24 protein-coding genes and 1 pseudogene are annotated in these 25,031 nt (G+C 63.8%); 13 read left to right on the plus strand and 12 right to left on the minus strand.

Going from position 1 to position 25,031, the window contains the following annotated elements:
- The first annotated feature begins 20 nt into the window (after window positions 1–20).
- The 3 genes from KI242_RS24545 (at window position 21) to KI242_RS24555 (ending at window position 4,698) form a co-directional block, all read left to right on the plus strand.
- Window positions 21–1,787, plus strand: coding sequence for an ATP-binding protein (locus KI242_RS24545; protein ID WP_011063056.1), 1,767 nt, complete (start codon window positions 21–23; stop codon window positions 1,785–1,787).
- Window positions 1,781–3,115 (plus strand): sigma-54 dependent transcriptional regulator, encoded by a 1,335-nt coding sequence (locus KI242_RS24550; RefSeq protein WP_011063057.1) that lies wholly within the window; start codon window positions 1,781–1,783, stop codon window positions 3,113–3,115. Before KI242_RS24545 ends, KI242_RS24550 begins: the two co-directional genes overlap by 7 nt.
- A gap of 260 nt (window positions 3,116–3,375) precedes the next feature.
- Window positions 3,376–4,698: an MFS transporter gene (locus tag KI242_RS24555; protein WP_011063058.1), complete on the plus strand. Its 1,323-nt coding sequence runs from the start codon at window positions 3,376–3,378 to the stop codon at window positions 4,696–4,698.
- 93 nt (window positions 4,699–4,791) lie between these two features.
- Here KI242_RS24555 and KI242_RS24560 read toward each other — a convergent pair whose 3' ends face one another.
- Window positions 4,792–5,547 carry a hypothetical protein gene (locus tag KI242_RS24560; RefSeq protein ID WP_015636788.1) on the minus strand — a complete coding sequence of 252 codons (756 nt, stop codon included), beginning with the start codon at window positions 5,545–5,547 and terminating at the stop codon, window positions 4,792–4,794.
- Window positions 5,548–5,923: 376 nt separating this feature from the next.
- Here KI242_RS24560 and KI242_RS24565 point away from each other — a divergent pair, with 376 nt between their 5' ends.
- Together KI242_RS24565 and KI242_RS24570 are read left to right on the plus strand one after the other, a co-directional pair.
- Window positions 5,924–6,337: a heme utilization protein gene (locus KI242_RS24565; protein ID WP_092137452.1), complete on the plus strand. Its 414-nt coding sequence runs from the start codon at window positions 5,924–5,926 to the stop codon at window positions 6,335–6,337.
- 164 nt (window positions 6,338–6,501) lie between these two features.
- On the plus strand, window positions 6,502–7,131 hold the full coding sequence (locus KI242_RS24570) for a flavin reductase family protein (RefSeq protein ID WP_011063061.1): 630 nt from the start codon (window positions 6,502–6,504) through the stop codon (window positions 7,129–7,131).
- Between the two features lie 9 nt (window positions 7,132–7,140).
- Here the strand turns inward: KI242_RS24570 and KI242_RS31920 are convergent.
- Both KI242_RS31920 and KI242_RS24575 read right to left on the minus strand, forming a co-directional pair.
- Window positions 7,141–7,412 (minus strand): annotated as a pseudogene (locus KI242_RS31920) (hypothetical protein).
- A gap of 9 nt (window positions 7,413–7,421) precedes the next feature.
- A complete protein-coding gene (locus KI242_RS24575; RefSeq protein ID WP_011063063.1) occupies window positions 7,422–7,787 on the minus strand; it encodes an antibiotic biosynthesis monooxygenase family protein in 366 nt (121 codons plus the stop codon).
- Between the two features lie 330 nt (window positions 7,788–8,117).
- Here KI242_RS24575 and KI242_RS24580 point away from each other — a divergent pair, with 330 nt between their 5' ends.
- Window positions 8,118–9,047 (plus strand): AraC family transcriptional regulator, encoded by a 930-nt coding sequence (locus tag KI242_RS24580; protein ID WP_212805623.1) that lies wholly within the window; start codon window positions 8,118–8,120, stop codon window positions 9,045–9,047.
- 7 nt (window positions 9,048–9,054) lie between these two features.
- Here the strand turns inward: KI242_RS24580 and KI242_RS24585 are convergent, their stop codons facing one another.
- Window positions 9,055–10,503, minus strand: a complete 1,449-nt coding sequence (locus KI242_RS24585; RefSeq protein ID WP_015636792.1) for an aldehyde dehydrogenase family protein — start codon at window positions 10,501–10,503, stop codon at window positions 9,055–9,057.
- A complete protein-coding gene (locus KI242_RS24590) occupies window positions 10,500–12,137 on the minus strand; it encodes a 5-guanidino-2-oxopentanoate decarboxylase (RefSeq protein ID WP_011063066.1) in 1,638 nt (545 codons plus the stop codon). Before KI242_RS24590 ends, KI242_RS24585 begins: the two co-directional genes overlap by 4 nt.
- A gap of 159 nt (window positions 12,138–12,296) precedes the next feature.
- Between KI242_RS24590 and KI242_RS24595 the strand changes: the two genes are divergently transcribed.
- A complete protein-coding gene (locus KI242_RS24595) occupies window positions 12,297–13,178 on the plus strand; it encodes a LysR substrate-binding domain-containing protein (RefSeq protein ID WP_011063067.1) in 882 nt (293 codons plus the stop codon).
- A 104-nt stretch (window positions 13,179–13,282) separates the two neighbouring features.
- Here the strand turns inward: KI242_RS24595 and KI242_RS24600 are convergent, their stop codons facing one another.
- A complete protein-coding gene (locus tag KI242_RS24600) occupies window positions 13,283–13,897 on the minus strand; it encodes an NAD(P)-dependent oxidoreductase (RefSeq protein WP_015636794.1) in 615 nt (204 codons plus the stop codon).
- Window positions 13,898–13,966: 69 nt separating this feature from the next.
- Window positions 13,967–14,851 (minus strand): MBL fold metallo-hydrolase, encoded by an 885-nt coding sequence (locus KI242_RS24605; RefSeq protein WP_053153498.1) that lies wholly within the window; start codon window positions 14,849–14,851, stop codon window positions 13,967–13,969.
- A 113-nt stretch (window positions 14,852–14,964) separates the two neighbouring features.
- On the opposite strand from KI242_RS24605, the gene KI242_RS24610 reads away from it, so the two are divergent.
- Together KI242_RS24610 and KI242_RS24615 are read left to right on the plus strand one after the other, a co-directional pair.
- The gene (locus KI242_RS24610; RefSeq protein ID WP_011063070.1) at window positions 14,965–15,870 is read left to right on the plus strand and encodes a LysR family transcriptional regulator; all 906 of its coding nucleotides are present in this window, start codon (window positions 14,965–14,967) and stop codon (window positions 15,868–15,870) included.
- Window positions 15,871–16,011: 141 nt separating this feature from the next.
- Window positions 16,012–16,188, plus strand: a complete 177-nt coding sequence (locus tag KI242_RS24615; RefSeq protein ID WP_015636796.1) for a hypothetical protein — start codon at window positions 16,012–16,014, stop codon at window positions 16,186–16,188.
- On the opposite strand, the gene KI242_RS24620 is transcribed toward KI242_RS24615, so the two are convergent.
- Window positions 16,181–17,095, minus strand: a complete 915-nt coding sequence (locus KI242_RS24620) for a helix-turn-helix domain-containing protein (protein ID WP_011063072.1) — start codon at window positions 17,093–17,095, stop codon at window positions 16,181–16,183. The genes KI242_RS24615 and KI242_RS24620 overlap by 8 nt on opposite strands.
- A 396-nt stretch (window positions 17,096–17,491) precedes the next feature.
- Here KI242_RS24620 and KI242_RS24625 point away from each other — a divergent pair, with 396 nt between their 5' ends.
- The gene (locus KI242_RS24625; protein WP_212805624.1) at window positions 17,492–19,009 is read left to right on the plus strand and encodes an MDR family MFS transporter; all 1,518 of its coding nucleotides are present in this window, start codon (window positions 17,492–17,494) and stop codon (window positions 19,007–19,009) included.
- A gap of 87 nt (window positions 19,010–19,096) precedes the next feature.
- On the opposite strand, the gene KI242_RS24630 is transcribed toward KI242_RS24625, so the two are convergent.
- From KI242_RS24630 to KI242_RS24645, 4 genes are all read right to left on the minus strand, one after another.
- Window positions 19,097–19,942 carry a cache domain-containing protein gene (locus tag KI242_RS24630; RefSeq protein ID WP_015636798.1) on the minus strand — a complete coding sequence of 282 codons (846 nt, stop codon included), beginning with the start codon at window positions 19,940–19,942 and terminating at the stop codon, window positions 19,097–19,099.
- A gap of 122 nt (window positions 19,943–20,064) precedes the next feature.
- Window positions 20,065–20,904, minus strand: a complete 840-nt coding sequence (locus KI242_RS24635; protein ID WP_123472906.1) for an ATPase — start codon at window positions 20,902–20,904, stop codon at window positions 20,065–20,067.
- 106 nt (window positions 20,905–21,010) lie between these two features.
- Window positions 21,011–22,003 carry an NAD-dependent epimerase/dehydratase family protein gene (locus tag KI242_RS24640; RefSeq protein ID WP_011063076.1) on the minus strand — a complete coding sequence of 331 codons (993 nt, stop codon included), beginning with the start codon at window positions 22,001–22,003 and terminating at the stop codon, window positions 21,011–21,013.
- A gap of 97 nt (window positions 22,004–22,100) precedes the next feature.
- Entirely contained in the window at window positions 22,101–23,000 is a 900-nt protein-coding gene (locus KI242_RS24645; RefSeq protein ID WP_123472907.1) for a LysR family transcriptional regulator ArgP, read from the minus strand.
- A 110-nt stretch (window positions 23,001–23,110) separates the two neighbouring features.
- Here KI242_RS24645 and KI242_RS24650 point away from each other — a divergent pair, with 110 nt between their 5' ends.
- The 3 genes from KI242_RS24650 to KI242_RS24660 all read left to right on the plus strand — a co-directional run bounded on the left by KI242_RS24650 (window position 23,111) and on the right by KI242_RS24660 (window position 24,893).
- Complete coding sequence (locus KI242_RS24650) at window positions 23,111–23,515, plus strand: ACT domain-containing protein (protein WP_011063078.1); 405 nt, start codon at window positions 23,111–23,113, stop codon at window positions 23,513–23,515.
- A 2-nt stretch (window positions 23,516–23,517) separates the two neighbouring features.
- Complete coding sequence (locus tag KI242_RS24655; RefSeq protein WP_011063079.1) at window positions 23,518–24,120, plus strand: LysE/ArgO family amino acid transporter; 603 nt, start codon at window positions 23,518–23,520, stop codon at window positions 24,118–24,120.
- 176 nt (window positions 24,121–24,296) lie between these two features.
- A complete protein-coding gene (locus tag KI242_RS24660; RefSeq protein WP_011063080.1) occupies window positions 24,297–24,893 on the plus strand; it encodes a Fe-Mn family superoxide dismutase in 597 nt (198 codons plus the stop codon).
- The last annotated feature ends 138 nt before the right edge of the window (window positions 24,894–25,031 follow it).

Below are 25,031 nucleotides of genomic sequence, written 5' to 3' on the forward strand. Positions count from 1 at the left end.
ATTGCAGCCTGCCCCGACTCATGGCCCAGATCTCTCGCCCCCTCCGCTTGACGTTCTATATCCTGGTGATTCTTGCTGGCACCGTGCTCAGCGCCGGCCTGGCCATGCGCCATGCAGAACGGCAGACGCTGGTGGAGGAAGCCGCCCGTGCCAATGAGCAGTTGGGGCTGTATGCCAACTCGCTGCATACCCTGATCGAACGCTATCGCGCCCTGCCGGCGGTCCTGGCCCTGGACCCGGAACTGCGCGCGGCGCTGCAGGGGCCGGTGGCCACCGAAACCCAGGACGCATTGAACCGCAAGCTGGAAAAGATCAATGGCGCGGCCCGCTCCTCGACCCTGGAGCTGCTGAACCATGAGGGCCTGGCCGTGGCCGCCAGCAACTGGCGCCTGCCCAGCAGCTACGTGGGCCACAACTACGGCTTTCGCCCCTACTTCAAGCAGACCCGCAGCCAGGGCAGCGGGCGCTTCTACGCGGTGGGCGTGACCAGCGGCATCCCGGGGTATTTCCTGGCCAGCGCAGTCAAGGCCGACAACCAGGACTTCCTCGGGGCCATGGTGGTGAAGCTGGAATTCCCCGAGCTGGAACATGAATGGAGCCAGGGCAACGACACCCTGCTGGTCAGCGATGCCCGGGGCATTGTGTTCATCGCCAACCAGCCAGGCTGGCGCTACCGGCACTTGCAGCCGCTGTCGAGCAACGACCTGGAAGAAATCAAGCTCACCCGCCAGTACGACAAACAGCCCCTGACCCCGCTGCAGCACCAGACGCTGCAACGCTTTGACGACAACAGCAGCCTGGCCCGGGTCGAAGGCCCCGAGGGCCGCGCCAGCTACCTCTGGGAGTCCCTGCCGTTGGCCGCCGAAGGCTGGACCCTGCACCTGCTGCGCAAACCGCCGAATGCCTTCGAGGAAACCCGCAATGCCGGGCTTGCCGCCGCCGGTGCCTGGCTGACCCTGGTGTTCCTGCTGCTGTTCCTCAACCAGCGCTGGCGCCTGGGGAAAGTCCGCCAGCGCAATCGCCAGGAGCTGGAGCAACTGGTGGAGGAACGTACCCGCGATCTGCGCACCGCCCAGGAAGGCCTGGTGCAATCGGCCAAGCTCGCGGCCCTGGGGCAGATGTCCGCCGCCCTGGCCCACGAAATCAACCAGCCCCTGACCACCCAGCGCATGCAGCTGGCAACCCTCAGGCTGTTGCTGGATCACGGCAGGGTGGACGAAGCCTACAAAGCCCTGCGCCCACTGGACGACATGCTGACCCGCATGGCCGCCCTCACCAGCCATCTCAAGACCTTCGCCCGCAAGAGCCCCAGTGGCCTGCGAGAACGCCTGGACCTGACCGCTGTGGTGGACCAGTCGCTGCACTTGCTGGAAGCCCGGCTGCGTGCTGAAGACGTCGAAGTGGTGCTGCAACTGACCCGCCCAGCCTGGGTCCGGGGCGACGCCATCCGCCTGGAACAGGTGCTGATCAACCTGCTGCGCAATGCCCTGGACGCCATGCAGGACAAACCGCACAAGCGCCTGGAGATCAGTCTCGAAGCCGAAGACCAGCTCTGGCAACTGCGGGTGGCCGACAACGGCGGCGGCATTGCCGAGGAACACTTGCTGAGCGTCTTCGATCCATTCTTCACCACCAAACCGGTGGGTGATGGCCTGGGGCTGGGGCTGGCGGTGTCCTATGCCATAGTCCACGAGCTGGGTGGCCGCCTGAGCGTGGCCAACCAGGAGCAAGGGGCGGTGTTCACCCTGAGCCTGCCCATCGACCTGGAGGCCCATATCCAATGCTGAACTCAGTGATCGTGGTGGACGACGAAGCCAGCATCCGTACCGCCGTCGAGCAGTGGCTGAGCCTGTCGGGCTTCGAGGTCCAGCTGTTCAGCCGGGCCGAGGACTGTCTGGCGCAACTGCCGAAGAACTTTCCCGGGGTGATCCTCAGTGATGTGCGCATGCCCGGCATCAGTGGCCTGGAACTGCTGGCCCAGGTCCAGCGCCTGGACCCGGACCTGCCGATCATCCTGCTCACAGGCCACGGCGATGTGCCCATGGCGGTGGAAGCCATGCGCGACGGGGCCTACGACTTCCTGGAAAAACCCTTCAGCCCCGACACCCTGCTCAGCAGCCTGCGCCGGGCCCTGGACAAGCGCCGCCTGGTCCTGGAAAACCGCCGCCTGCACCAACAGGCCGACAGCCGGGCCAAGCTCGACGCCACCTTGCTGGGGGTCTCCAGGGCCTTGCAGACCCTGCGCCGCCAGGTACTGGAACTGGCAGCCCTGCCGGTCAACGTGCTGATCCGCGGCGAGACCGGCAGCGGCAAAGAACTGATTGCCCGCTGCCTGCACGACTTCGGCCCGCGGGCCGGCAAGCCCTTCGTCGCCCTGAACTGCGCGGCGATCCCCGAGCAGTTGTTCGAGGCCGAGCTGTTCGGCCATGAAAGCGGCGCCTTCACCGGCGCCCAGGGCAAACGCATCGGCAAGCTGGAATACGCCGACGGCGGCACGCTGTTTCTCGACGAGATCGAAAGCATGCCCCTGGCCCAGCAGGTCAAGCTGCTGCGGGTGTTGCAGGAGCAGAAGCTGGAACGCCTGGGTTCCAACCAGAGCATCAAGGTCGACCTGCGGATCATCGCCGCCACCAAGCCCGACCTGCTGGACGAGGCCCGTGCCGGGCGTTTCCGTGAAGACCTGGCCTACCGCCTGACCGTGGCTGAACTGCGCCTGCCACCATTGCGCGAGCGCCGCGAGGACATCCCACTGCTCTACGAGCACTTTGCCCAGAATGCCGGGGAACGCCTGGGGCGCAGCGTCGCGCCCTTGAGCGGCGCGCAACTGAGCCGCCTGCTCAGCCACGACTGGCCGGGCAACGTGCGCGAGCTGGCCAACGCCGCCGAGCGCCAGGTGCTGGGCCTGGGCGAGCCGGAACCCGACGCCATCGAACCCGGCCAGTCCCTGGCGGCGCAGCAGGAAGCCTTCGAGGCCCAATGCCTGCGCGCGGCCCTGAGCCGGCACAAGGGTGATATCAAGGCGGTGCTCAACGAGCTGCAACTGCCCCGCCGGACTCTTAACGAAAAGATGCAGCGCCATGGACTGACCAGGGAACAGTTCCTCAAGGAGGAGTAACCCCTATAGGACCCGGCTTGCCGGAGAATCAGCCCTCAAGCCCGGCCCCCCATCGACGCCTTCGCCCACATGCCCAGGGGCACGGCCGCTTTCGGCAATTTCCCGCTTACCCGCAAGGTGCCGATAGGCGGATTTCCGCTCATCACTCCCGCCTCCCCCCCTCTAGCCCGGGCTTCTCGCCCTTGGCACAGGTCCTGCTATAGCCCCAGCAGGCTGCGCTCGCGCGCACTCCACAAAAACAATGAATAGAAGGGTCCTTCATGGATATCTCTAATACCCTGCCTGCCGGGTCGGCGGCTGCGCCCGCCACAGAAAAGACCACCGCCAGCCGCCTTAAGTCGATCTTCAGCGGTTCCGTGGGCAACATGGTCGAGTGGTACGACTGGTACGTCTACGCCGCCTTCTCGCTGTACTTCGCCAAAGTCTTCTTCCCCAAGGGCGACACCACTGCCCAACTGCTGAACACCGCCGCGATCTTCGCCGTGGGCTTCCTGATGCGCCCGATCGGTGGCTGGCTGATGGGGCTGTATGCCGACCGCAAAGGGCGTAAGGCCGCCTTGATGGCCTCGGTGCTGCTGATGTGCTTCGGCTCGCTGATCATCGCCCTGACCCCGGGTTACGAAACCATCGGCGTCGGCGCCCCCATCCTGCTGGTGCTGGCGCGCCTGATGCAGGGCCTGTCGGTAGGCGGTGAATACGGTACCTCGGCCACCTACCTCAGCGAGATGGCGACCAAGGAACGTCGTGGCTTCTTCTCCAGCTTCCAGTACGTGACCCTGATCTCCGGCCAGCTCATCGCCCTGGCGGTGCTGATCGTGCTGCAGAACATTCTGACCACCGAGGAACTGCAGTCCTGGGGCTGGCGGATTCCGTTCGGCATCGGTGCCCTCTGCGCCGTGGTAGCCCTGTACCTGCGTCGCGGCATGGAAGAAACCGAGTCCTTCACCAAGAAGAAGGAAAAGCCCAAGGAAAGCCTGATGCGCACCCTGATGCGTCATCCCAAGGAGTTGATGACCGTGGTCGGCCTGACCATGGGCGGCACCCTGGCCTTCTATACCTACACCACCTACATGCAGAAATACCTGGTGAACACTGTCGGCATGAGCATCTCCGACTCCACCACCATTTCCGCCGCCACGCTGTTCCTGTTCATGTGCCTGCAACCGGTGATCGGTGCTCTCTCGGACAAGGTTGGCCGGCGCCCGATCCTGATTGCCTTCGGTATCCTCGGCACCCTGTTCACCGTGCCGATCCTCACCACCCTGCACACCATCCAGACCTGGTGGGGCGCGTTCTTCCTGATCATGGCGGCGCTGATCATCGTCAGCGGCTACACCTCGATCAACGCGGTGGTCAAGGCCGAGCTGTTCCCTACGGAAATCCGCGCCCTGGGCGTGGGCCTGCCGTACGCACTGACCGTGTCGATCTTCGGCGGTACCGCCGAATACATCGCCCTGTGGTTCAAGAGCATCGGCATGGAAACCGGCTACTACTGGTACGTCACCGCCTGCATCGCCTGTTCGCTGCTGGTCTACGCGACCATGAAAGACACCCGCAAGCATTCGCGGATCGAGACTGACTGAAAACAACAACGCCCGGGTGCAAGGCCCGGGCGCTTTTCGCGATCTGTGGGGAAGCTTTCGCCGGCAAGCCGGCTCCTACAGAGGCTGTACAGGTCAGGAAAGTTCGGCTGCGCCCTGGCGCCCATCGCGGTTCTGGGCCCAGGCCGCCCCCACGATCATCACCAGCAGGATTCCCGCCAATACCGCCGACGAGCCGATGGTGCCGAAATCCAGGCCGCCTTTTTCGTGGGGTTTGGTGAGGAAGTCGCCCAAGGTTGCGCCGAACGGCCGGGTCAATACGAAAGCGACCCAGAACAACAGCACCGACGAGAGCCTGGTGAAGTACTTGAGCAGCACCACCACGGCGATGGTCAAGCCGATCAACAGCGCCCCGCCGGCAAAGCCCAGCCCCGAATCGTCCGCCAGGTAGTCGCCGAGGGCGGTGCCCAGGGTGTTGGAAAACAGGATCGCCATCCAATAGAACATCTCGCCGCGAAAGGTCTGGATCTTGTTGACGTTCAGCGAGTCGCCACTCAGACGCCAGAGCGCGAAGATCGCCAGCAGAATACCGATCAGGATCAACGAGCCACTGGCATAGCCCAGGCCCAGGGTGCGGTCCATGAAATCCGACATGGTGGTGCCGGCGGTACTGGTGGAGAGGATCACGATCCAGTACAGCACCGGGTTGTAGGTCTTGGACCACAGCTGGGTGACCAGGGTCAGCAGGAACACACTGATCAGAATCATCGAGCTGATGGCATAACCCACATTCAGGGTCATCGACAGCAGGTCCCCCGCTGTTTCGCCGAGGGTGGTCGCGCAGATTTTCATGACCCAGAAGGCCAGGGTGATCTGGGGTAGCTTGTTCATTCGCAAAGGTGCTCCAAAGGTCGCATTCAAGGCGGCCTGTCTATGGACTGCAGGCCTGCGCGGAGGCTGAACGTCAAGGGGTGAAAAACAGGTAAGGCGCGGATGAAAAAATCGTTGAAATATTTTCTTACAAGCAATCTGCTCAATTAATGATCAGTTAATGCTGGATGCATAGCCTGCTAATGAATCCAAGTGGGTACTTGGCTCTTCTATGCAGTGAGGCTTGAACGCGGTATTTGGCGGCGAGGGCCGACCTAATAAATATCGATAAAGCAGATATTTATAAGCATTAATTTGCGCTTTTATATCAACTTTACCGGAGTAGGATTCATACCAAGCCCAACGCATTCATCTCAACGAACCCGGAGTCACCATCATGAAAAGCAAACTGATCCTCGCCCTGACCCTCTCGGTACTGGCTGCCAACACCTTCGCCGCCGATGGCTACGATCGCACCGGCTCCGCCACCTTCGCCGCTGATGGCTACGACCGCACCGGTTCCGCTACCTTCGCTGCCGACGGCTACGACCGCACCGGGTCCGCTACCTTCGCTGCCGATGGCTACGACCGCACCGGGTCCGCTACCTTCGCCGCTGATGGCTACGACCGCACCGGGTCCGCTACCTTCGCTGCCGATGGCTACGACCGCACCGGTTCTGCTACCTTCGCTGCCGATGGCTACGACCGCACCGGTTCTGCTACCTTCGCTGCCGATGGCTACGACCGCACCGGTTCCGCTACCTTCGCTGCCGATGGCTACGACCGCACCGGTTCCGCCAGCATCAGCTGATTGATGCACCTGACACCACAGCCCGGCCTTGGCCGGGCTTAGTCGTTTCTGGCCAGGGGAAAACACCCACAGCGTGGAACGCTCAAGGGCCAGGACGCTGGAATTGGGCGATTGCGCACTGCACTATGACGCCCTTAACTCGCCCCAAGCAGGAACCTTGAGCCATGCCCGACGATATCCACTTTTACCAACCTGCCCTGGGCCACGGCCTGCCCCACGACCCGTTCAATGCCATCGTCGGCCCGCGCCCCATCGGCTGGATCTCTTCCCAGGATCGCGAGGGGCGCCTGAACCTGGCGCCCTACAGCTTCTTCAACGCCTTCAACTACATTCCACCGATCATCGGTTTCTCCAGCGTCGGGCGCAAAGACAGCCTGAACAATATCGAGCAGACCGGCGAGTTCGCCTGGAACCTGGCCACCCGACCTCTGGCCGAGCAGATGAACCAGAGCTGCGCCGCAGTCCCGGCCGAGGTAAACGAGTTCGAACTGGCCGGCCTGACCCCCGTGGCGTCGAAAGTCATCAGCGTGCCCCGGGTAGCCGAGAGCCCGGTGTCCTTCGAGTGCAAGGTCACCCAGATCATTCAATTGCAGCGGGCGGACAAGGAACTGGTGCCGAGCTGGCTGATCCTCGGCGAAGTGGTCGCCGTGCATATCGCCAAGTGGCTACTCAAGGACGGGATCTACGACACCGCCGCGGCAGAGCCGATTCTGCGCGGCGGCGGGCCGGCGGATTACTTCCAACTGGGGCCAGAGGCTCTGTTCAGGATGCACCGCCCGGGGGCAGTCAAATAGCGCTTGGACTCAGTAGCTCTTCCAGCTCAACTCGCCGTCCTGATCGACGTCGGCCAACTGTTCGAGTTGTTGTGCGGCAGCTTGGTCGGCGTCATGCGCCGTCTTGAATTTCTGCTCATCCAGGACTTTATGAAAGCGTGGTGCGCTTGATGCGCCGAGAGCCTTGACGGCGATGGCGGCGCTGTATCCCCCTCCCCTGGAACCACAGCGGAAACTGCTTCGTAGTGTGCAAACTCTTTGCGTGCCATGTTGCGAGTCCTGGCCAATGAAAAGTCGGCCATTCTAAACCTTCAACTGGCCAGCTTGTGCACCGGCGCCTGCTGTAGTTGCGGATATTCGCCATGGGCTTGCAGCGCCGACACGGTACTGAAGGTATGAAAATCCAGGCTGTTGACCACCAGGTCCTGCACCAGCTCGGCAAAGATCGCCATGGCCGGGGAATTGAAATAGGCCGTCATCGCCTGCTGGCTGCTCCAGAAACCGGACACCAGCCACAGGTCGGCATCGCACTGCGAATGCTGCAGGGCAAAATGCAGGCAACCACAGGCCTGGCGGGACGGTTCGATCAGGCTGCTCAAGCGCGCACCCAGCTCCTTGGAACGCCCGGCCCGGGCTCGGACAAAGGCCATGTGACTGACGGGAATATGCGTGGACATGTGCGACCCTCCCAGGGTGTTGTCGAGGCAGCCATGGGACGGGCTGCGACAGGATCAACGATACGGGGCAGGCCCTCGCGCGCGTTAGTCGATTTCTGCCGTTGATTTGCCCAATCCTGCGACAAGCCCTTTGCTCCCTCCCCGACTCCGCGCCATTGGGCAAAAGCATGACAACGGTGTTTCAAGCAAGTGAAGCTCAGGAGCATCGGCTGATCTTGCCTATCGCGCGCGCAAGCAGCAGGATCAGGCAAGTTTTACGCAGGATTCGCCTACCCGCGCTTCTTGCACAAACTTAAGCTGTGCCGACTGCAAACACTCGGAGGCTGCCCCATGCCATCACTGGAAACCCCGCCACCGCCCCTGGCCCCGGAGATGGAACGGCAGCGCGTGGAACTGGCCGCGATCATTGCACGCAACACCGCCGAGGACGGCAGCTACGCCACGGCCATCGACTCGTTGTTCGTCTCGCGCCACAGCAGCTCTCATCAATTCGGTTCGGTGCTGGCACAGCCGGCGCTGTGCATCATGGCCCAGGGCCGCAAGGAAGTACGCCTGGCCGATGAAAGCTACAACTACGACCCCTTGAATTACCTGGTGGTCTCGGTTTCCGTCCCCCTGAGCGGCAAGGTGGCGATCGTTTCACCAGAGGAGCCGATCCTGGCCCTGCGCCTGGACATCGACCCCGGGGAAATCAATGCATTGATTGCCGATGCCGGCCCCATCGGCGCACCCGCCCGGCCTACCGGGCGCGGCCTGTACGTGGAACGCCTGGACCCGGCGATGCTCGACGCGGTGCTGCGCCTGACCCGCCTGCTGGACACCCCGAAAGACATCGCCATGCTCGCGCCGCTGGTACGCCGGGAAATTCTCTATCGCCTGCTGCGCAGCCCCCAGGGCCACCGCCTGTATGAGATCGCCACTGCCAACAGCCAGGGCCACCGGGTCAACCAGGCCATCAAGTGGCTCAACGGCAATTTCGTGCACCCGTTGCGCATCGATGATCTGGCCCGGGAGGTGAACCTGAGCGTCTCGACCCTGCACCACCGTTTCAAGGCCATGACCGCCATGAGCCCGCTGCAGTACCAGAAACAGTTGCGCCTGCAAGAAGCCCGGCGGCTGATGCTGGCCGAGGGGCTGGAGGCTTCGGTGGCGGGCTATCGGGTGGGTTATGAAAGCCCGTCGCAGTTCAGCCGCGAGTACAGCCGCTTGTTCGGCGCGCCGCCGTTGCGGGATATGGCGCGCCTGCGGGTGAGCAACTGAGGCCTGCCTAACGAGCGCGGATCACATGCTTGATTTCCTGAAAGGCCTGTAGCCCCCAGGGCCCCAGTTCACGACCGATGCTGCTCTGCTTGTAGCCGCCCCACGCCGTCTGGGGAAAGATCACCTGTGGCGCATTGATCCACACCAGACCGGCCTGCAGGGCATTGGCCACTTGCTCGGCATGCGCTGCATCCGCTCCCACTACGCTGGCCACCAGGCCGAACTCGCTGTCATTGGCCATTTCGATGGCCTGCTGCTCGTTGCTGAAACTGCGCACGCAGAGCACCGGGCCAAAGATCTCCTCACGCCATAGCGCACTGTCCAGCGGCACCTCGGTGAACACCGTGGGCTGGATGAAATACCCCTGCTGCAAGCCGGCCGGGCGGCCACCGCCGCAGACCAGCTTGGCCCCCACATTCAAACCTTCCTCGATATGGGCCTGCACCCGCCGGTATTGCACCTGATTGACCAGCGCGCCCATTTCCACCTCGGGGTCGAACGGGTCGGCCACACGAATGGCTTCGGCCCGGGCCTTGAGGCGCAACAGGAACTCATCGGCCAACTCATCGGCCACCAGCACCCGGCTGGTGGCCGAGCACATCTGCCCGGCGTTGAAGAAGCCGCCGCCACAGGCCAGCTCCACCGCCAGATCCAGATCGGCATCCGCCAGCACCAGCAACGACGACTTGCCCCCCAGCTCCAGGCTCACGCCCTTGACGGTTTCCGCCGCGCGTTGCATCACCTGGACCCCCACGGCGTTGCTGCCGGTGAAGGAGATTTTCGCCACTCGCGGGTCGGCTGCCAGGGGCGCGCCCACCGCCAGGCCGGTGCCGCAGACCAGATTGAACACGCCCCGGGGCAAGCCGCTGCCGGCGATGATTGCCGCCAGTTCCAGCTCCGGCAACGGGGTGACTTCGGAAGGCTTGAGCACCACGCTGCAACCGGCGGCCAGGGCCGGAGCGAGCTTCCAGGCGGTGGTGACCATGGGGAAGTTCCACGGCACGATCAGCCCGACGATGCCACAGGGCTCGCGGCGCAGGCGGGCACTGAAGGCCTCGCTGGGCAGAGCCACATTGGCGTCCTGAGCGGCATCCAGGCCTTCGGCCAGCCCGGCGTAGTACTCGAAGGTGGCAATCACATCGTCCACATCCATGGCGGCCTCGAATTGCGGCTTGCCGTTGTTGCTCGACTGCAGGTGCATCAGTTGCTCCCGGCGTTCGGCCACCCCGGCCGCAATCCGTCGCAGGACCGCGGCACGTTCAGCCCCGCCGCTGTGCGACCAACGCGCAAGGCCAGCGCTGGCAGCGCACAGCGCCTGCTCCACGGCCTCGGGACCGCCACCGGCAACCTGGGCCAGTACGCCCTCGGTGCTGGGGTTGATCACCTGCAGATGCTCGCTGCCCGCCAACCATTGGCCGTCGATGTACAGCCCGTTCAACAGGGGGTGCGCGCTCATGCCTGTACTCCTTGGGTCCAGCGGTTCTGATCGACCTCTATCAGGGTCGGGCCCTGGCGATCCGCCGCCGAGCGCAGCGCCGCGCGCAGTTGCTCGACGCTGTCGATGCGCTCGGCGGCGCAGCCCAGGCCCTTGGCCACGGCAATGAAATCCGGGGTGTAGATGTCGACGCCCACCGGCTCGATGGCGCGGTTGACCATGTATTTCTTGATCTCTTCGTAGCCCTGGTTATTCCACAGCAGGACGATGATCGGGGTGCGAGCCTCCACCGCGCAGGCCAGTTCCGAAAGGGTGAACTGCAAGCCGCCATCGCCGATCAGGCAGGCCACCGGCCGTCGCTGGCTGGCGTGCGAACCGCCGCCGAGCCAGGCGCCAATGGCCGCCGGCAAGGCATAACCCAGGGTGCCATACCCGGTGGAGGAGTTGAACCAGCGTCGTGGCTGCTCGGGGTTGAAGGTCAGGTTGCCGCTGTACACCGGCTGGGTGGAGTCGCCCACCAGGACAATCTCCGGCAGTTCCTGGACCACGGTCTGCAGAAACAGGGTCTGGGCCTGGGTCGGGCCGTCCCAGAGCTGGCTCAGCTCACTGCGCAAGGCGGCGGCGCGGACCTGGCCCCAGTCGCTGCGACGCGCTGCCAATTCCAGCCCGGCAAGTTGCGCCAGCAGCGCTTCGGCAGCGATCCGGGCGTCGGCCACCAGTGCCACTTTCGGCGGATAGTTGCGCACGGTCTGGTCGGCATCGATATCGATACGCAGCAGGGTAGCGGGAATCTCGAAACCACCGGCGAAGGTCACGTCGTAATCGGTTTCCGCCAGCTCGGTGCCAATGGCCAAGACCACATCGGCCTCGGCCACCAGGGCCCGGGTCGCCACCATGGACTGGGTGGAACCGATCAGCAGCGGATGCGCCGAAGGCAGCATGCCCTTGGCATTGATGGTCAGGGCCACCGGCGCTTGCAACAGCTCGGCCAGGCGGGTCAGGGCCGGGGCGGCATCGATGGCGCCCCCGCCCGCGAGAATCAGCGGCCGCTTGGCACTGGCCAGCAGTTGGCTCATCTGCGCGACAGCGGCCGGGGCGGCGCCGGCGCGGGCGATCTGCACCGGCTCGCTGGTCAACAGGTGGTCGGCGTCCTGGACCAGCACATCGAGGGGAATCTCGATATGCACGGGGCGTGGGCGCCCGGCCTGGAACAGGGCAAAGGCCCGGGCCAGCACCGCTGGCAACTCGTCGGCACACATCAGGGTGTGGGAAAACGCCGCCACGCCACTGACCAGCGCACTCTGGTTGGGCAGCTCGTGGAGCTTGCCGCGCCCGCCCCCCAACTGGCTGCGGGCCTGCACGCTGGAGATCACCAGCATGGGAATCGAATCGGCGTAGGCCTGGCCCATGGCGGTGGTGATGTTGGTCATGCCGGGGCCGGTGATGATGAAACACACACCGGGCTTGCCGCTGGTTCGGGCGTAGCCGTCGGCCATGAAGCCGGCGCCTTGCTCATGGCGCGGAGTCACATGATGGATGGGCGAACGGGCCAGGCCGCGATACAGCTCCACAGTATGTACCCCGGGAATGCCGAACACCTGCTCGACGCCATAACCTTCCAGTAGCTTGACCAGTACTTCACCGCACGTCGCCATCTCATCGCCCTTCTTATTGGAGGAAAACCGCACGTCGGCCACAGGCTGGAAAACGCCTGCGGGCGCCGATAGAGGGGCTATTGGAACGGTGGGCCTGTAGCCGCAACAATGGATAAAAAGTCATACTAGCCATGTCCCCACGTCATGCCTCGGCCAGCCATGAAACGCCTTCCTCCCTTGCCCGCGCTGCACACTTTTCTGATCACCGCCCAGTGCTGCAACTTCACTCGCGCCGCCGAGCAGTTGCACATCACCCAGGGAGCGGTGAGCCGGCAGATCGCCGGGCTGGAAAGTCACCTGGGCTATCCGTTGTTCCTGCGCCAGGCCCGGGGCCTGAGCCTCACCGCGGAGGGGCTGGAATGGCTGCCACGGGTGCAGCAGGTGTTCGAAATGATCAATGGCGCGGTGGACGAGATCGGCGGCCAGAAGCGCAACCTGCGGCTCAAGGCCCCGACCTGCGTGATGCGCTGGCTGCTGCCGCGGTTGCTGCAGTGGCAGAAGGAGCGCCCCGATGTACCGGTGCAGCTGACCACCACCATTGCCCATGGTGTGGATTTCGGCCGCGAGCCGTTCGACGCCGCGGTCATGTACGGCGCACCACCGGCACCGACCCTGGGCTCGCGACACCTGTTCAATGAACAGCTGACTCCGGTCTGTTCCCGGCCCCTGCTGGAAGGCCCGGTGCCGCTGACGAGCCCCAGAGACCTGCAACAGCACCTGCTGCTGCACCCCTCCCATGATCAGCGGGACTGGCAAACCTGGCTCAAGGCCGCTGGCACACCCCTGGACACCCTGGGCAAGGGCCAGCACTTCGAGACCCTGGACCTGGCGATGTCCGTGGCCTCCCAGGGCACAGGTGTGGCGATTGGCGACTGGGCATTGATTGGCGATGACCTGAGTGCCGGACGGCTGGTCATGCCCTTTGAATTGAAGGTACCTACAGGGCAGGCGTATTACCTGGTGTACCCGGAGCGCCCGGGGCCTTCGCCGGCCCTGCAGGAACTGCTGGACTGGCTGGTGGAACAGGCCCGGCAGCGCTGAAATACCGACAGACAGCGAAAAGCCCCGCGAGGGGCCTTCAACGCTTGCCGGAACAACCCGGTAACCGCCTGCTGCAGGCGGCTAACGGGTCAATCGGTCAATGATCAGTAGCCGACGGTGAAACGCTGACGGCTATGAGCCGGCTTTTCCACCTCGTCGAGCATGGCGATGGCGTAGTCGGCAAAAGTGATCCAGCTACGGCCCTCTGCGCTGACCAGCAGGTCGTCCTGGCCCAGGCGGAAGTGCCCGGTACGCTCACCCTCGACGAACTCCGCCGATGGCGAAAGGAAGGTCCAGTCCAGGTCCTGCTCCTTGCGCAGGGTCTCCAGGTACACCCCGCCGGCGCTGGCTTCGGCCTTGTATTCCTCCGGGAAGCCCGGGCTATCGATGACCTTGCTGCCACCCGGCAGCAACAGCGAACCGGCACCGCCTACCACCAGCAGGCGCTTGACCCCGGCCTTTTTCACCGGGTCGATGATGGCATTGGCAGCGATGCTGGAAAAATGCGCCGCGCTGATCACCACATCGTGACCGGCCACCGCCGCTTGCAGCGCGGCACTGTCGGCCACATCCACATCGCGGCTGACCACGCCGGCACGCGGACCGATCTTCGCCGTGTTGCGGGCGATGGCGGTCACGCTGTGGCCGCGACGCAGGGCTTCTTCCAGCAGTTGGCTACCGGCACGGCCGGTGGCACCAATGATTGCGATCTTGCTCATGACATGTCTCCAGTTGGCTAAGAGAGTACAGAGGCATCCGCCCCCACAAGGGAGCGGGTCAAACCGTTTTCACCACTTCATTTCGCCCTTGGCGACCTTGGCGCTCAGCTCCAGGGAGCTGTCCTCGCCCAGGTCCGGGTAACGCTTTTTCATGGCCGCGATCAGCTCGGCGGAATCCTTGGCCTTGGCGGTTTCCTCGTCGAAGGCCTTGATGTAGTCCGCGGTGAAGTGCACCGGGGCCAGGGAACGCGCGCTGTCACCGAGGAAGTGCCCGGGGATCACGGTCTTGGGTTGCAGGCTGTCGATGGTCTTGAGGGTAGCCAGCCAGTCCGCATGGGACTGCGGGGTCTGGGTGTCGGCCATCCACACGTGGATGTTTTCCGCGACCACCACGCCACCGACCACCGCCTTGATCGACGGGATCCACACAAAGCTGCGGTCCGGCTGCTTGCCGTCCAGGCCAATGACGTCGAGCTTCTGCCCTTCCAGGGTCAGGCTGTGGCCCTTGAGCACGCCCGGCACGATGGTCTTGGCCGGTACGTCGGTGCCCATTTTCGGGCCCCAGAACGCCAGCTTGCCGTCCACCGTGGCCTTGATGTGATCCACGGTCGGCTGCGAAGCCACCACCTTGGCGTCGGGGAAGGCGGCGGTCAGGGTGTCGAGGCCGAAGTAGTAGTCCGGGTCACCATGGCTGATGTAGATGGTGGTCAAGTGCTTGCCGCTGGCGCGGATCTTGTCCACCAGTTGCTGTGCCTGGGACTTGCCGAACTGGGCGTCCACCAGGATCGCGTCCTTCTTGCCGCTGACCAGCACCGAGGTCACCGGGAAGATTGCGTTGGCGCCCGGGTTGTAGACATCCAGGCTCAGGGGCGGCTCGGCGGCCGCGGCATGGGCGGCAAAGCCCAGGGTGGCAGTGGCCAGCAGCAAGCGTTTGAGTGAAGTGAATCCGATCATGAGGGCAGCTCCGGCATCTGTTGGCTGGGTTGGGATGGACAGAGCTTAGTTGCCAGACTCGTTACAAAAAATGCGATGCTTGAACATAGTTTGTTTCTGAAAGCGGGCAAATCATGGATCGTCTCCAAGCAATGCGGGTCTTCGTCACCGTCGTCGACCTGGGCAGCCAGTCGGCCGCCGCCGATCACCTGGACCTGTCGCGTCCGGTGGTGTCACGTTATCTGGCGGAATTGGAGGACTGGGTCGGCGCCCGGCTGATGCACCGAACCACGCGCAAGCTCAGCCTGACCGCCGCCGGCGGTGAGATTCTGCCCCGCTGCCGGCAGATGCTGGAGCTGTCCAGCGACATGCAGGCCGCGGTCGGCGAGCCGGACGATGCACCCCGCGGTCTGCTGCGCATCAGCGTCAGTACCTCGTTCGGCCAGTCGCAACTGGCGGATGCCGTGGCCGACTACGTCAAGCGCTACCCGGGGGTCAGCATCGACCTGCAGATGCTCGATCGCACGGTGAACCTGGTGGATGAACGCATTGACCTGGCGATCCGTACCAGCAATGACCTGGACCCGAACCTGATCGCCCGGCGCCTGACGGTCTGCCGCTCGGTGATCTGCGCCTCGCCGGCCTATCTGCGAGAGCACCCCGCGCCCCAGCGGGTGGAGGAACTGAACCGGCACAACTGCCTGACCCACTCCTACTTCGGCAAGAGCCTGTGGCATTTCGAACAGGATGGCGAACAGGTATCGGTGCCGGTGCAGGGCAACATCAGCGCCAACGAGGCCAGCACGCTGCTGCGCACCACCATGGCCGGCGCCGGGATCGCCATGCTGCCCAGCTACCAGGCCGGTGAGTACATCAAGCGTGGAGAGCTGGTACGCCTGCTGCCCCACGCCGAACCGCGCACGATGAACATGTACGCGGTCTATGCCTCGCGCAAGCACATGCCGGCGACCTTGCGCAGCATGCTCGACTTCCTGGTCCTCAGGTTTCCCCAGCAACCGCTCTGGGACGAAGGTTTGTAGATAGATGCACGGCGCTGGCCGGGCTGCTCGATCCAACTGCTGAATACCCTGCCAAACAGGCCGGGCAAGCCCCCGCAACTGACCTATGCTGATAACAGTACCCCTTTAAACCAAAGGGGTATGGGTTCAGAGGTCGTTGCCATGAACGTCAAGACAAGAAGGTACCTGGCCATCTTCATGACCTGCACCGTGACCCTGGCGCTATACGGTACTGCCGCTTATCGCGTGGAGCAGGCGCGCATGCAACCGCGCAACTACGCCAGTTGCAACCTGGAACGCTGCATGCCCCACAACGCCACCTTGAACGCCCTCAGGTGAGCGTCAGCGAATCGGCGTCCCCAGCCTGATCGGCCTTCAGGCGGTCGCGAAATACCTTGGGCGAGATCCCCTCCCGGCGCCGGAACAGCCGGGTGAAGTTGGTGGGGTCGGAAAACCCCAGGTCCGCGGAAATCTCGTAGATGGTCATCCCGGTGTAGGTCAGCAGCCGCTTGGCTTCCAGTAGCTGGCGTTCGTGCATGATCTGCAGCGCGGGCTGCCCTGCCAGTTCACGGCAGGTGCCGTTGAGGTGCGACACGGAAATGCCCAGCTTGTGGGCCAGGTCCTCGACCTTCACATGCTCGCGGTAATGGGCTTCCACCAACTGGATGAAGCCATTGAAATACTCACGGGCCCGCTGGGGACGCCGGCTGGCACTGCTGCGCTGCAACGCCTGGCGCCCGACCCAGACCACAATCATGCTGACCAGCGCATGCATGAGCATTTCCCGAGCCGGCTGCTGCCCCTGGTACTCCTGCTGCAAGGCGGCGAACAAACCGTTCAGGTACGCCTCGTCTGCCCCCGTCGGATATCCCTCGGGCCTGGCCAGGGTATTTTGCCCCTGCCCCAGTTGGGTTTGCAGATGGCTTACCAGCGGCGCTGCCAGCGTCACCACATAACCTTCTATGTCTTCGGAAAACCGGAAGCCATGGACCGACAGCGGCGGCAGGACCTGGACCATCGATTTGTCCAGGAGGGTACGCTGGCCTTCGATCTCCAGTTCCGCCTGCCCACGGTATACAAACAGCAACTGGCAGAGGTCTGCATGCCGATGGGGCTTGATTTCCCAATGGTGCTCGCGGCTGCGCTGGCTGATGGGCTCGCAATGAAGCAGGTCCGGGGTAGGCCAGTCCAGGCTCTCGCCATAGAGCTTGAACACCGGAATCGACGCAAGGGCAGGCTTGTTCATCACTACAGTCCAGGCCTCAGTGTGACGGGCGACGGGGGCGCCAGCGGGCGAACCATCAGACAACCGCCGGGGCTCTTCGATAAACGAATACGCCCGGGCGAAATGCAAGCAACAGCAACATCAATGGACATTGACCGGGCCGGCGTTCAGAGCACCAGCCCAGTGCCGGGCACTATACAGAATGCGTCCCATTACCAGCTAATTACCGCCAAATAATCTGCGTTTTCGTCTGACCGCCCAGGTCTTCACAGAGCATCGTTCCCATCAGTTAAGCCCAGATGAAAAATCCCCGGAGACTTCCTTGTATGGCTATCTAGTAGGCTCCTATCTAGTACACTGAAGCGCACTTCCACCGGCCTTGCTCCGCCGGGTCAATCTCTGCCCGCAGGTTCTTTCGTGACCCACTTCCAACAGCCCGTCTCGCCCAAACCGGCCATTCGCAGCGTGCTGATCGCCCTGATGCTGGCGATCTTTCTCGGCGCCCTGGACCAGACCATCGTCGCCGTCTCCATGCCGGCCATTTCCGCCCAGTTCAAGGACGTCGGCCTGCTGGCCTGGGTGATCTCCGGCTACATGGTGGCGATGACCGTGGCAGTGCCCATCTACGGCAAGCTCGGCGACCTCTACGGCCGCCGCCGCTTGATGCTGTTCGGCATGGGGCTGTTCACCCTGGCCTCGCTGTTCTGCGGCCTGGCACAGAACATGGAGCAACTGGTACTGGCGCGGATTTTTCAGGGTATCGGCGCCGGCGGCATGATCTCCGTGAGCCAGGCCATTATTGGCGACATAGTTCCGCCTCGGGAGCGCGGTCGCTACCAGGGCTACTTCAGCAGCATGTACGCAGTGGCCAGCGTCGCCGGCCCGGTGCTGGGCGGCTACATGACCGAATTCCTTTCCTGGCGCTGGGTGTTCCTGATCAACCTGCCTCTGGGCCTGGGCGCCTGGTGGGTGGCGCATCGCACTCTGATCGGGCTGCCGGTGCCCCAGCGCAAGCCGATCATCGACTACCTCGGTACCGTGCTGATGATCATCGGCCTGACCGCCCTGCTGCTGGGTATCACCCAGGTAGGCCAGGGCTATTCCTGGCGCAGCGCCGAAGTGCTCGATCTGCTGGCCATCGCGGTCATCGTCCTGGCACTGTTCGTCTGGCATGAGCGCCGGGCCCGGGAACCCCTGCTGCCGATGCACCTGTTCACCAACCGCAACGCGCTGCTGTGCTGGTGCACGATCTTCTTCACCAGCTTCCAGGCCATTTCCCTGATCGTGCTGATGCCGCTGCGCTTCCAGAGCATCACCGGCGCCGGGGCCGACAGTGCCGCCCTGCACCTGCTGCCGCTGGCCATGGGTCTGCCAATGGGCGCCTATTGTGCCGGGCGCCTGACCTCGGTCACCGGGCGCTACAAGCCGATGATCCTCAGTGGCGCGCTGCTGATGCCGCTGTCGATCCTCGGCATGGCCCTGGTGCCGCCGCAGTCGGAGCTGCTCAGCGGCCTGTTCATGCTGCTCTGCGGGATCGCCGGCGGCATGCAGTTCCCCACCTCCCTGGTGGGCACGCAGAACTCGGTGGAGCAACGGGATATCGGCGTGGCCACCAGCACCACCAACCTGTTCCGCGCCCTCGGCGGGGCGGTGGGCGTGGCGCTGATGTCGGCGTTGCTGCTGGCCTTGCTCCAGGATTCCAGCCTGGCCCATCTCTGTGGCGCCGGGCTGATGGTTGAAGGGCACTCCGGCAATGCCCTGCTGGAAGGCCTGAACGCCGCCCCCGGCCCGGCGCGGGACGCCTTGCGAGCCGAGTTGCTGACGACCTTCAAGCATCTGTTGCTGGTCAGTGCCGGGGTATCCCTGCTGGGGCTGGCAGCGGCGATCGCCATGCCCAATCGCCTGCTGCGCGGTCGTGAAGACAAGGCGCGTTAACCCGCCCCGAGCTCCTGTAGCCGCTTTGGTCGAAGCGCTCCAGCCTTTGCTGAAGCAGCCTGCGGCAGCGGCTGCAGGGCAGCATGATCAAGGGCTGTAGTAGCCCACCGCAACGAGCAGATTCCCTACTTTGCGCAGGTAGGCGTGCTTGTCCTCCACCTTGCCGGTCACCGGGTTCTTCCAGCGGTATTGGTATTCGCCCTGATCCTCGCGAGCCATGAGCGCCAGCATCGGCTCGCCCACCGGCTTGCCTTCGGGATCCCTGATCTTGGCGAAGTCGGTGTTGAGCAAACGCAGGTTGGTGCCATGGGCCAGGTAGCGCCGGCTGTCCATGTCCACCACGAACACGTACAGATCGTCTTCAAGAAAACCGCCCTGCAACTGGTTGATCGCCTTGAGCGTGCCGTTGCGGTCCGTGCTCAGGGCCGTGGCTGCCCTCTCCAGCAATGCCCTGGCCTGCTCGGCCGACGCCCGGGGCTGGTAGTAACCCACCGCCAGGATGCGTTCGCCGACCCGCTGGAAATACACATGCTTGCGCTCGATCTTGCCGTCGGCCCAGTTCTGCCAGCGGTACTCGGCCTGCTGGATGCCATTGCCCTCGGGCGTCTTCAACGCTTGCTTGAACGCCTTGCGCAGGTCCGGCCCCAGGACTTGCGACACATCACGGCCAATCAACGCCGACGAGGGACCGCCACTGGCCAGCATCACGCCTTGGGTATCCACCACGAACACATAGCGGTCGTGGTCGACGAACTCGCCCTGGCGGCTGAAGGCAGCGAATGCCTTGTCGCCCTGATCGTGGTAGTAGCCCAGGGCCTTTTCCAGCAGCGCCCGGGCCGCCGCGCCATCATCCACCGACGGCGCCGCCTGCAGCGGGCCCAAGCACAACAGCAGCAGCCAGCCCACCCAGGTATTTCCAAGCCACAGTCTCATCGCCCGCTCCTCGTTCGTGTTGGCGTTCGAAGAGCGTAGACGGCTGCAGGATATGCGGAAACATTCAGCACACGGGGGGGAACCGACGCCTTCCCACGCCTGGCGTGGGAAGACGGCCCCCATCAAGGGCGGGTGTTGATCTGCTGCTGCAGGTTCTGGATCTGGCTTTGCAGCGTGTTGATGTTGCGGGTCACCTGGCCGCGAAAGGCGTCGAACTCGGCAGTGCTGGCACCGTTTTGCGCAGCGGCGGGACGGTTGTCCTGCTGGCTCTTGAGCACGATCAGGTCCTGTTCCAGACGCTCGATGGCGGCGCTCGGATTGCCCTGTTTCTTCAGCGTGGCCAGGTCGGCGCCCAGGCTCTTGAGCTGGGCATCGACCTTGCCATTGTCGGTCTGGGCGCTTTTCAGGCTCGCCAGTTCACCGCTCAAGGCTTTCACCTGAGCCTGCAACTGGCTGTTGGCTGCTTGCTGTTCGGCGTTCTGCGCGCTCATCTGCGCCAGGCGCTTGTCCAGATCGGTGGCCTGCCCCGCCACGCCCTGCTGCTGTCGGCTCTGGTCCTGCAGGCGGCTCTCCAGTTGCTTGATCTGCAGCTTCAGCGCTTCACTGTCCGTGGTGACATTGGTCTGGCTGGCCACCACCTTGCCGGAGATGTCCTGCAGGCGTCCGGCCGCTTCCTCACTGATCCTGGCGAAGCTTTCCTGGGTCGCCACCAATTGCTGTTCCATCAGCGAAATCTGCTGGAAGCTCCACCAGGCAAGGCCGATGAAGGCAAAGAACAAGGCGCCCACCAATGCCCAGAGCGGGCCGGTGCTGGGGCTCTTGACCTTGACTACCGGCGTGCCGCGCGAATGCACGGAGGTACGCTCGCGGGCAGCGCTGGTGGTGGGGAAGACATCGTCGTCGAGAGGATCGGCGCGCAGACTGGGAACGTCGTCGAAGTCATCGTTTGCATCGTTACGCATGGGGCAACCTTTGTGAAACGCGGTGGTGGCTGAGTGCGGCGAGTATAAACCGCTAATTCGCCCGGCCAATGGACCGGGCCGGGCAAACTCGGTTCAGTCTTTGGTTTCAGCTTATGTCCTGGGCTTTCCACCAGGCGCAGAACTCATCCAGGGCCGCCCACAGGCTGACCTTGGGCTCATAGCCGAGATAATGCCGGGCACGGCTGATATCCAGGGTGAAATTCTTGTTCATGACCTGCATTCCCAGGCGCGACAGAGTCGGCTCCGGCCGCCCCGGCCAGAGCTTGCAGAAACCTTCGTTGAGCGCCGCCACGCCATAAGCCAGGCCGAAGGAGCGATAACGGGTGACTTGCGGCACCTGCATCTGGCGCATCACATAATTGACCACATCCCACAAAGGCACCGGTGTGCCGTTGCTAATGTTGTAGGCCTTGCCCAAGGCCGAGCCGCTGGCGTGCAGGCTGCTGAACAACGCCTCGTTGAGGTTGTGCACACTGGTGAAATCGACCTTGTTCAGGCCGTTGCCGACAATGGCCAGGCGGCCCTTGCGCTGCATCTTCAACAGCCGCGGGAAGATGCTCATGTCGCCGGCGCCGGTGACGAAGCGCGGGCGCAGGGCAAGCACTTCAAGGCCGAACTCCTGGGCGCCGAAGACCTTTTGCTCGGCCAGGTACTTGGTGGCCGCATAAGGATGCCGGAAGCGCTTGGGCACTTGTTCCTCGGTCAACCCCAGGTGATCCCGGCCGTCGAAGTAGATCGAGGGCGAAGACAGGTGCACCAGCCGCTGCACCCGCTGCTTGAGGCAGGCTTCGACCACGTTCTCGGTGACCAGCACATTGCCCTGGTGGAAGTCCTGGTAGCGCCCCCACAAGCCCACGGCACCGGCGCAATGCACCACGCTGTCGACGTCACGGCACAGCTCGCGCACCAGATCGGCATCGCTCAGGTCACCCTGGACGAACTCAGCGCCACGGCGCACCAGATGCTCCACGGCTTCGGCGCGACGGCCATTGACCCGCACCTCCAGGCCCTGCTCAAGGGCAAAGCGGGCGAAGCGCCCGCCGATGAAGCCGCTTGCGCCGGTAACCAGAATCTTCATGAAATATTCCTAAGAAAGCAGTGACGAGCTACGAGCTACAAGCTGCAAGTTAAAAATCAGTGCGCAAGCTGTCTACTTGCAGCTTGTCGCTTGACGCTTACGGCTGCTCCCAGGGCACCAGCCATTGTGCCGACAAACGTGCCAGGTGCTCGGTGAGCAGCCCCAGCAATTGGCCGCCGTTGCGCCAATGATGCCAGTACAGCGGCACATCGATGGGTTTATCCGGCAACAGTTCCAACAGCAGGCCCCGCTCGAGCTGCTCGCGGACCTGCAACTCGGGCACCAGCCCCCAGCCCAGGCCGGCCTCGGTCAGGCGAATGAAGCCCTCGGAAGACGGGCACAGATGATGCTCGAAAGCACCGTCCACGCCCAGGGAAGCCAGGTAGCGATGCTGCAGGAAATCGTCGGGGCCAAACACCAGCGCCGGTGTGCGCGGCAACTGCTCGGCACGCACGCCCAGGGGAAAATGCCGAGCGATGAATTCCGGGCTGGCCATGGCCCGGTAGCGCATGGCCCCCAGCAGCAGGCTGCGGGCCCCGGCCACCGGGCGCTCGCTGGCACAGACGCAGGCCGCCACTTCCCCGGCGCGCATGCGCTTGAGGCCGACGGTCTGGTCTTCCACCACCAGGTCCAGGAGCAGATGGTGCTCGGCGCAAAAATCGCCCACTGCGCCCGCCCACCAGGTGGCCAGGCTGTCGGCGTTGAGGGCGATGCGCAAGCGCTCCGGCAGGCCCTCCTCGTCCAGGGCCGGCACCAGGCTTTGCAGGTCGCGCTCCAGCAGGCGCACCTGCTGCACATGGTTGAGCAGGCGCCGGCCGATTTCCGTCGGCGCCGGCGGCGTCACCCGCACCAGCACTGGCTGGCCGACCCGGGCCTCCAGCAGTTTGATCCGCTGGGAAATCGCCGACTGTGACAAACCCAGCACCTGGGCCGCCCGCTCGAACCCTGCCTGCTCGATCACTGCGGCCAAGGCCGAGAGCAACTTGTAGTCGAACATCAGTTTTCCTAATGAGAGATCAGTAATATTGGTTTTTCTTATACAACCCGGGCCGGGAAAATAGCCAGCGTAAAGCCTCAGCAATGCCTCTTCGTTCAAGGATTCCGTTCATGGCCGGTGAAACCTCCCTCGCAACCCTGCTGCGCAGCATGAGCCCGCAGCTCAATGACGGCGAGTACGTGTTCTGCTCCCTCCCCGACCGCAGCCTGCTGCAGGACTGCGAAGTGCTGGGCAGTTTTCGCGAGCGCGAAGGCCTGACCGTGATTCTCCCGCGCCAGCAGGCCGAGCGCCTGGGCCTGGGCTTCGACTATGTAGCCGCCTGGATCACCCTCAACGTGCATTCGGCGCTCGAAGCCGTGGGCCTGACCGCTGCCTTCGCCGGGGCCCTGGGCAAGGCCGGGATCAGTTGCAACGTGATCGCCGGCTACTACCACGACCACTTGTTTGTCGGCCAGGCGGATGCCGGGCGGGCCATGCAGGTATTGCAACAACTGGCCGCCGGCGAGGAGCAATAACCATGTGGCAAAGCTATGTGAATGGCCTGTTGGTGGCCTTCGGCCTGATCATGGCCATCGGTACTCAGAACGCTTTCGTCCTGGCCCAGAGCCTGCGCCGCGAGCACCACCTGCCGGTGGCGGCACTGTGCGTCACCTGTGATGCGCTACTGGTGGCGGCCGGGGTGTTCGGCCTGGCCACCGTGCTCACCCAGAGCCCGATGCTGCTGGCGGTGGCACGCTGGGGCGGCGCGGCATTCCTGATCTGGTATGGCGCCCAGGCATTGCGCCGTGCCTGCTCGAAACAGAGCCTGCAGCAGGGCGAAGGACAGACCGTGCGTTCGCTGCGGGCGGTGATGCTGAGCGCCCTGGCGGTGACCCTGCTCAACCCCCACGTGTACCTGGACACGGTGCTGCTGATCGGCTCGCTGGGGGCCCAGCAGACCGAGCCGGGCGCCTATGTGGTGGGGGCCGCGAGCGCTTCGCTGCTGTGGTTCTTCACCCTGGCGCTGGGCGCCGCCTGGCTGGCTCCGTGGCTGGCGCGCCCGAGCACCTGGAGGATACTCGACCTGCTGGTGGCGGTGATGATGTTCAGCGTCGCCCTGCAGTTGATCAGCGCCGCGTGACTTATTCCAAAAGGCTCTGGAACCTCTATCCCACACAGTTGTTGCGTGGTTAAGCCGCACCCCCGGTGCTATGATCCGAACCCTGCGCCGCAAAGAGTACAAACTCCCCGGCGCTTGTCTGGCCGCCCGTGATCGGCCTTGCGCTCACCGCAACTGACCTGATTAGGAGAATCATCATGGCTTTCGAATTGCCGCCGCTGCCCTATGCACACGACGCTCTGCAGCCGCACATTTCCAAGGAAACCCTGGAATACCACCACGACAAGCACCACAACACCTACGTCGTGAACCTGAACAACCTGGTGCCAGGCACCGAGTTCGAAGGCAAGACTCTGGAAGAGATCGTCAAAACCTCTTCGGGCGGCATCTTCAACAACGCAGCCCAGGTCTGGAACCACACTTTCTACTGGAACTGCCTGGCGCCAAACGCCGGCGGCCAACCTACCGGAGCCCTGGCTGAAGCCATCAACGCTGCGTTCGGTTCGTTCGACAAGTTCAAAGAGGAATTCACCAAGACTTCGGTTGGCACCTTCGGTTCCGGCTGGGGCTGGCTGGTGAAAAAGGCTGACGGTTCCCTGGCCCTGGCCAGCACCATCGGCGCCGGCAACCCGCTGACCAGCGGCGACACCCCGCTGCTGACCTGCGACGTCTGGGAACACGCCTACTACATCGACTACCGCAACGTTCGTCCAAAATACGTCGAAGCGTTCTGGAACCTGGTCAACTGGAAATTCGTGGCTGAGCAGTTCGAAGGCAAGAACTTCGTCGCTTAAGTCCGTTTGCAGTGTAAAAAACCCGGCCTGGCCGGGTTTTTTTTGCCTGTGGCAAAGCCGGGATCTTGTCCCGCCCACCTGAAGCGCTAAGATTCATGGCAGGTAAAAAACAACGCCGCCCCTCAAGTTGCAAGGCGT

Source organism: Pseudomonas sp. Eqa60 (assembly GCF_018326405.1).
Lineage (GTDB): Bacteria > Pseudomonadota > Gammaproteobacteria > Pseudomonadales > Pseudomonadaceae > Aquipseudomonas > Aquipseudomonas protegens.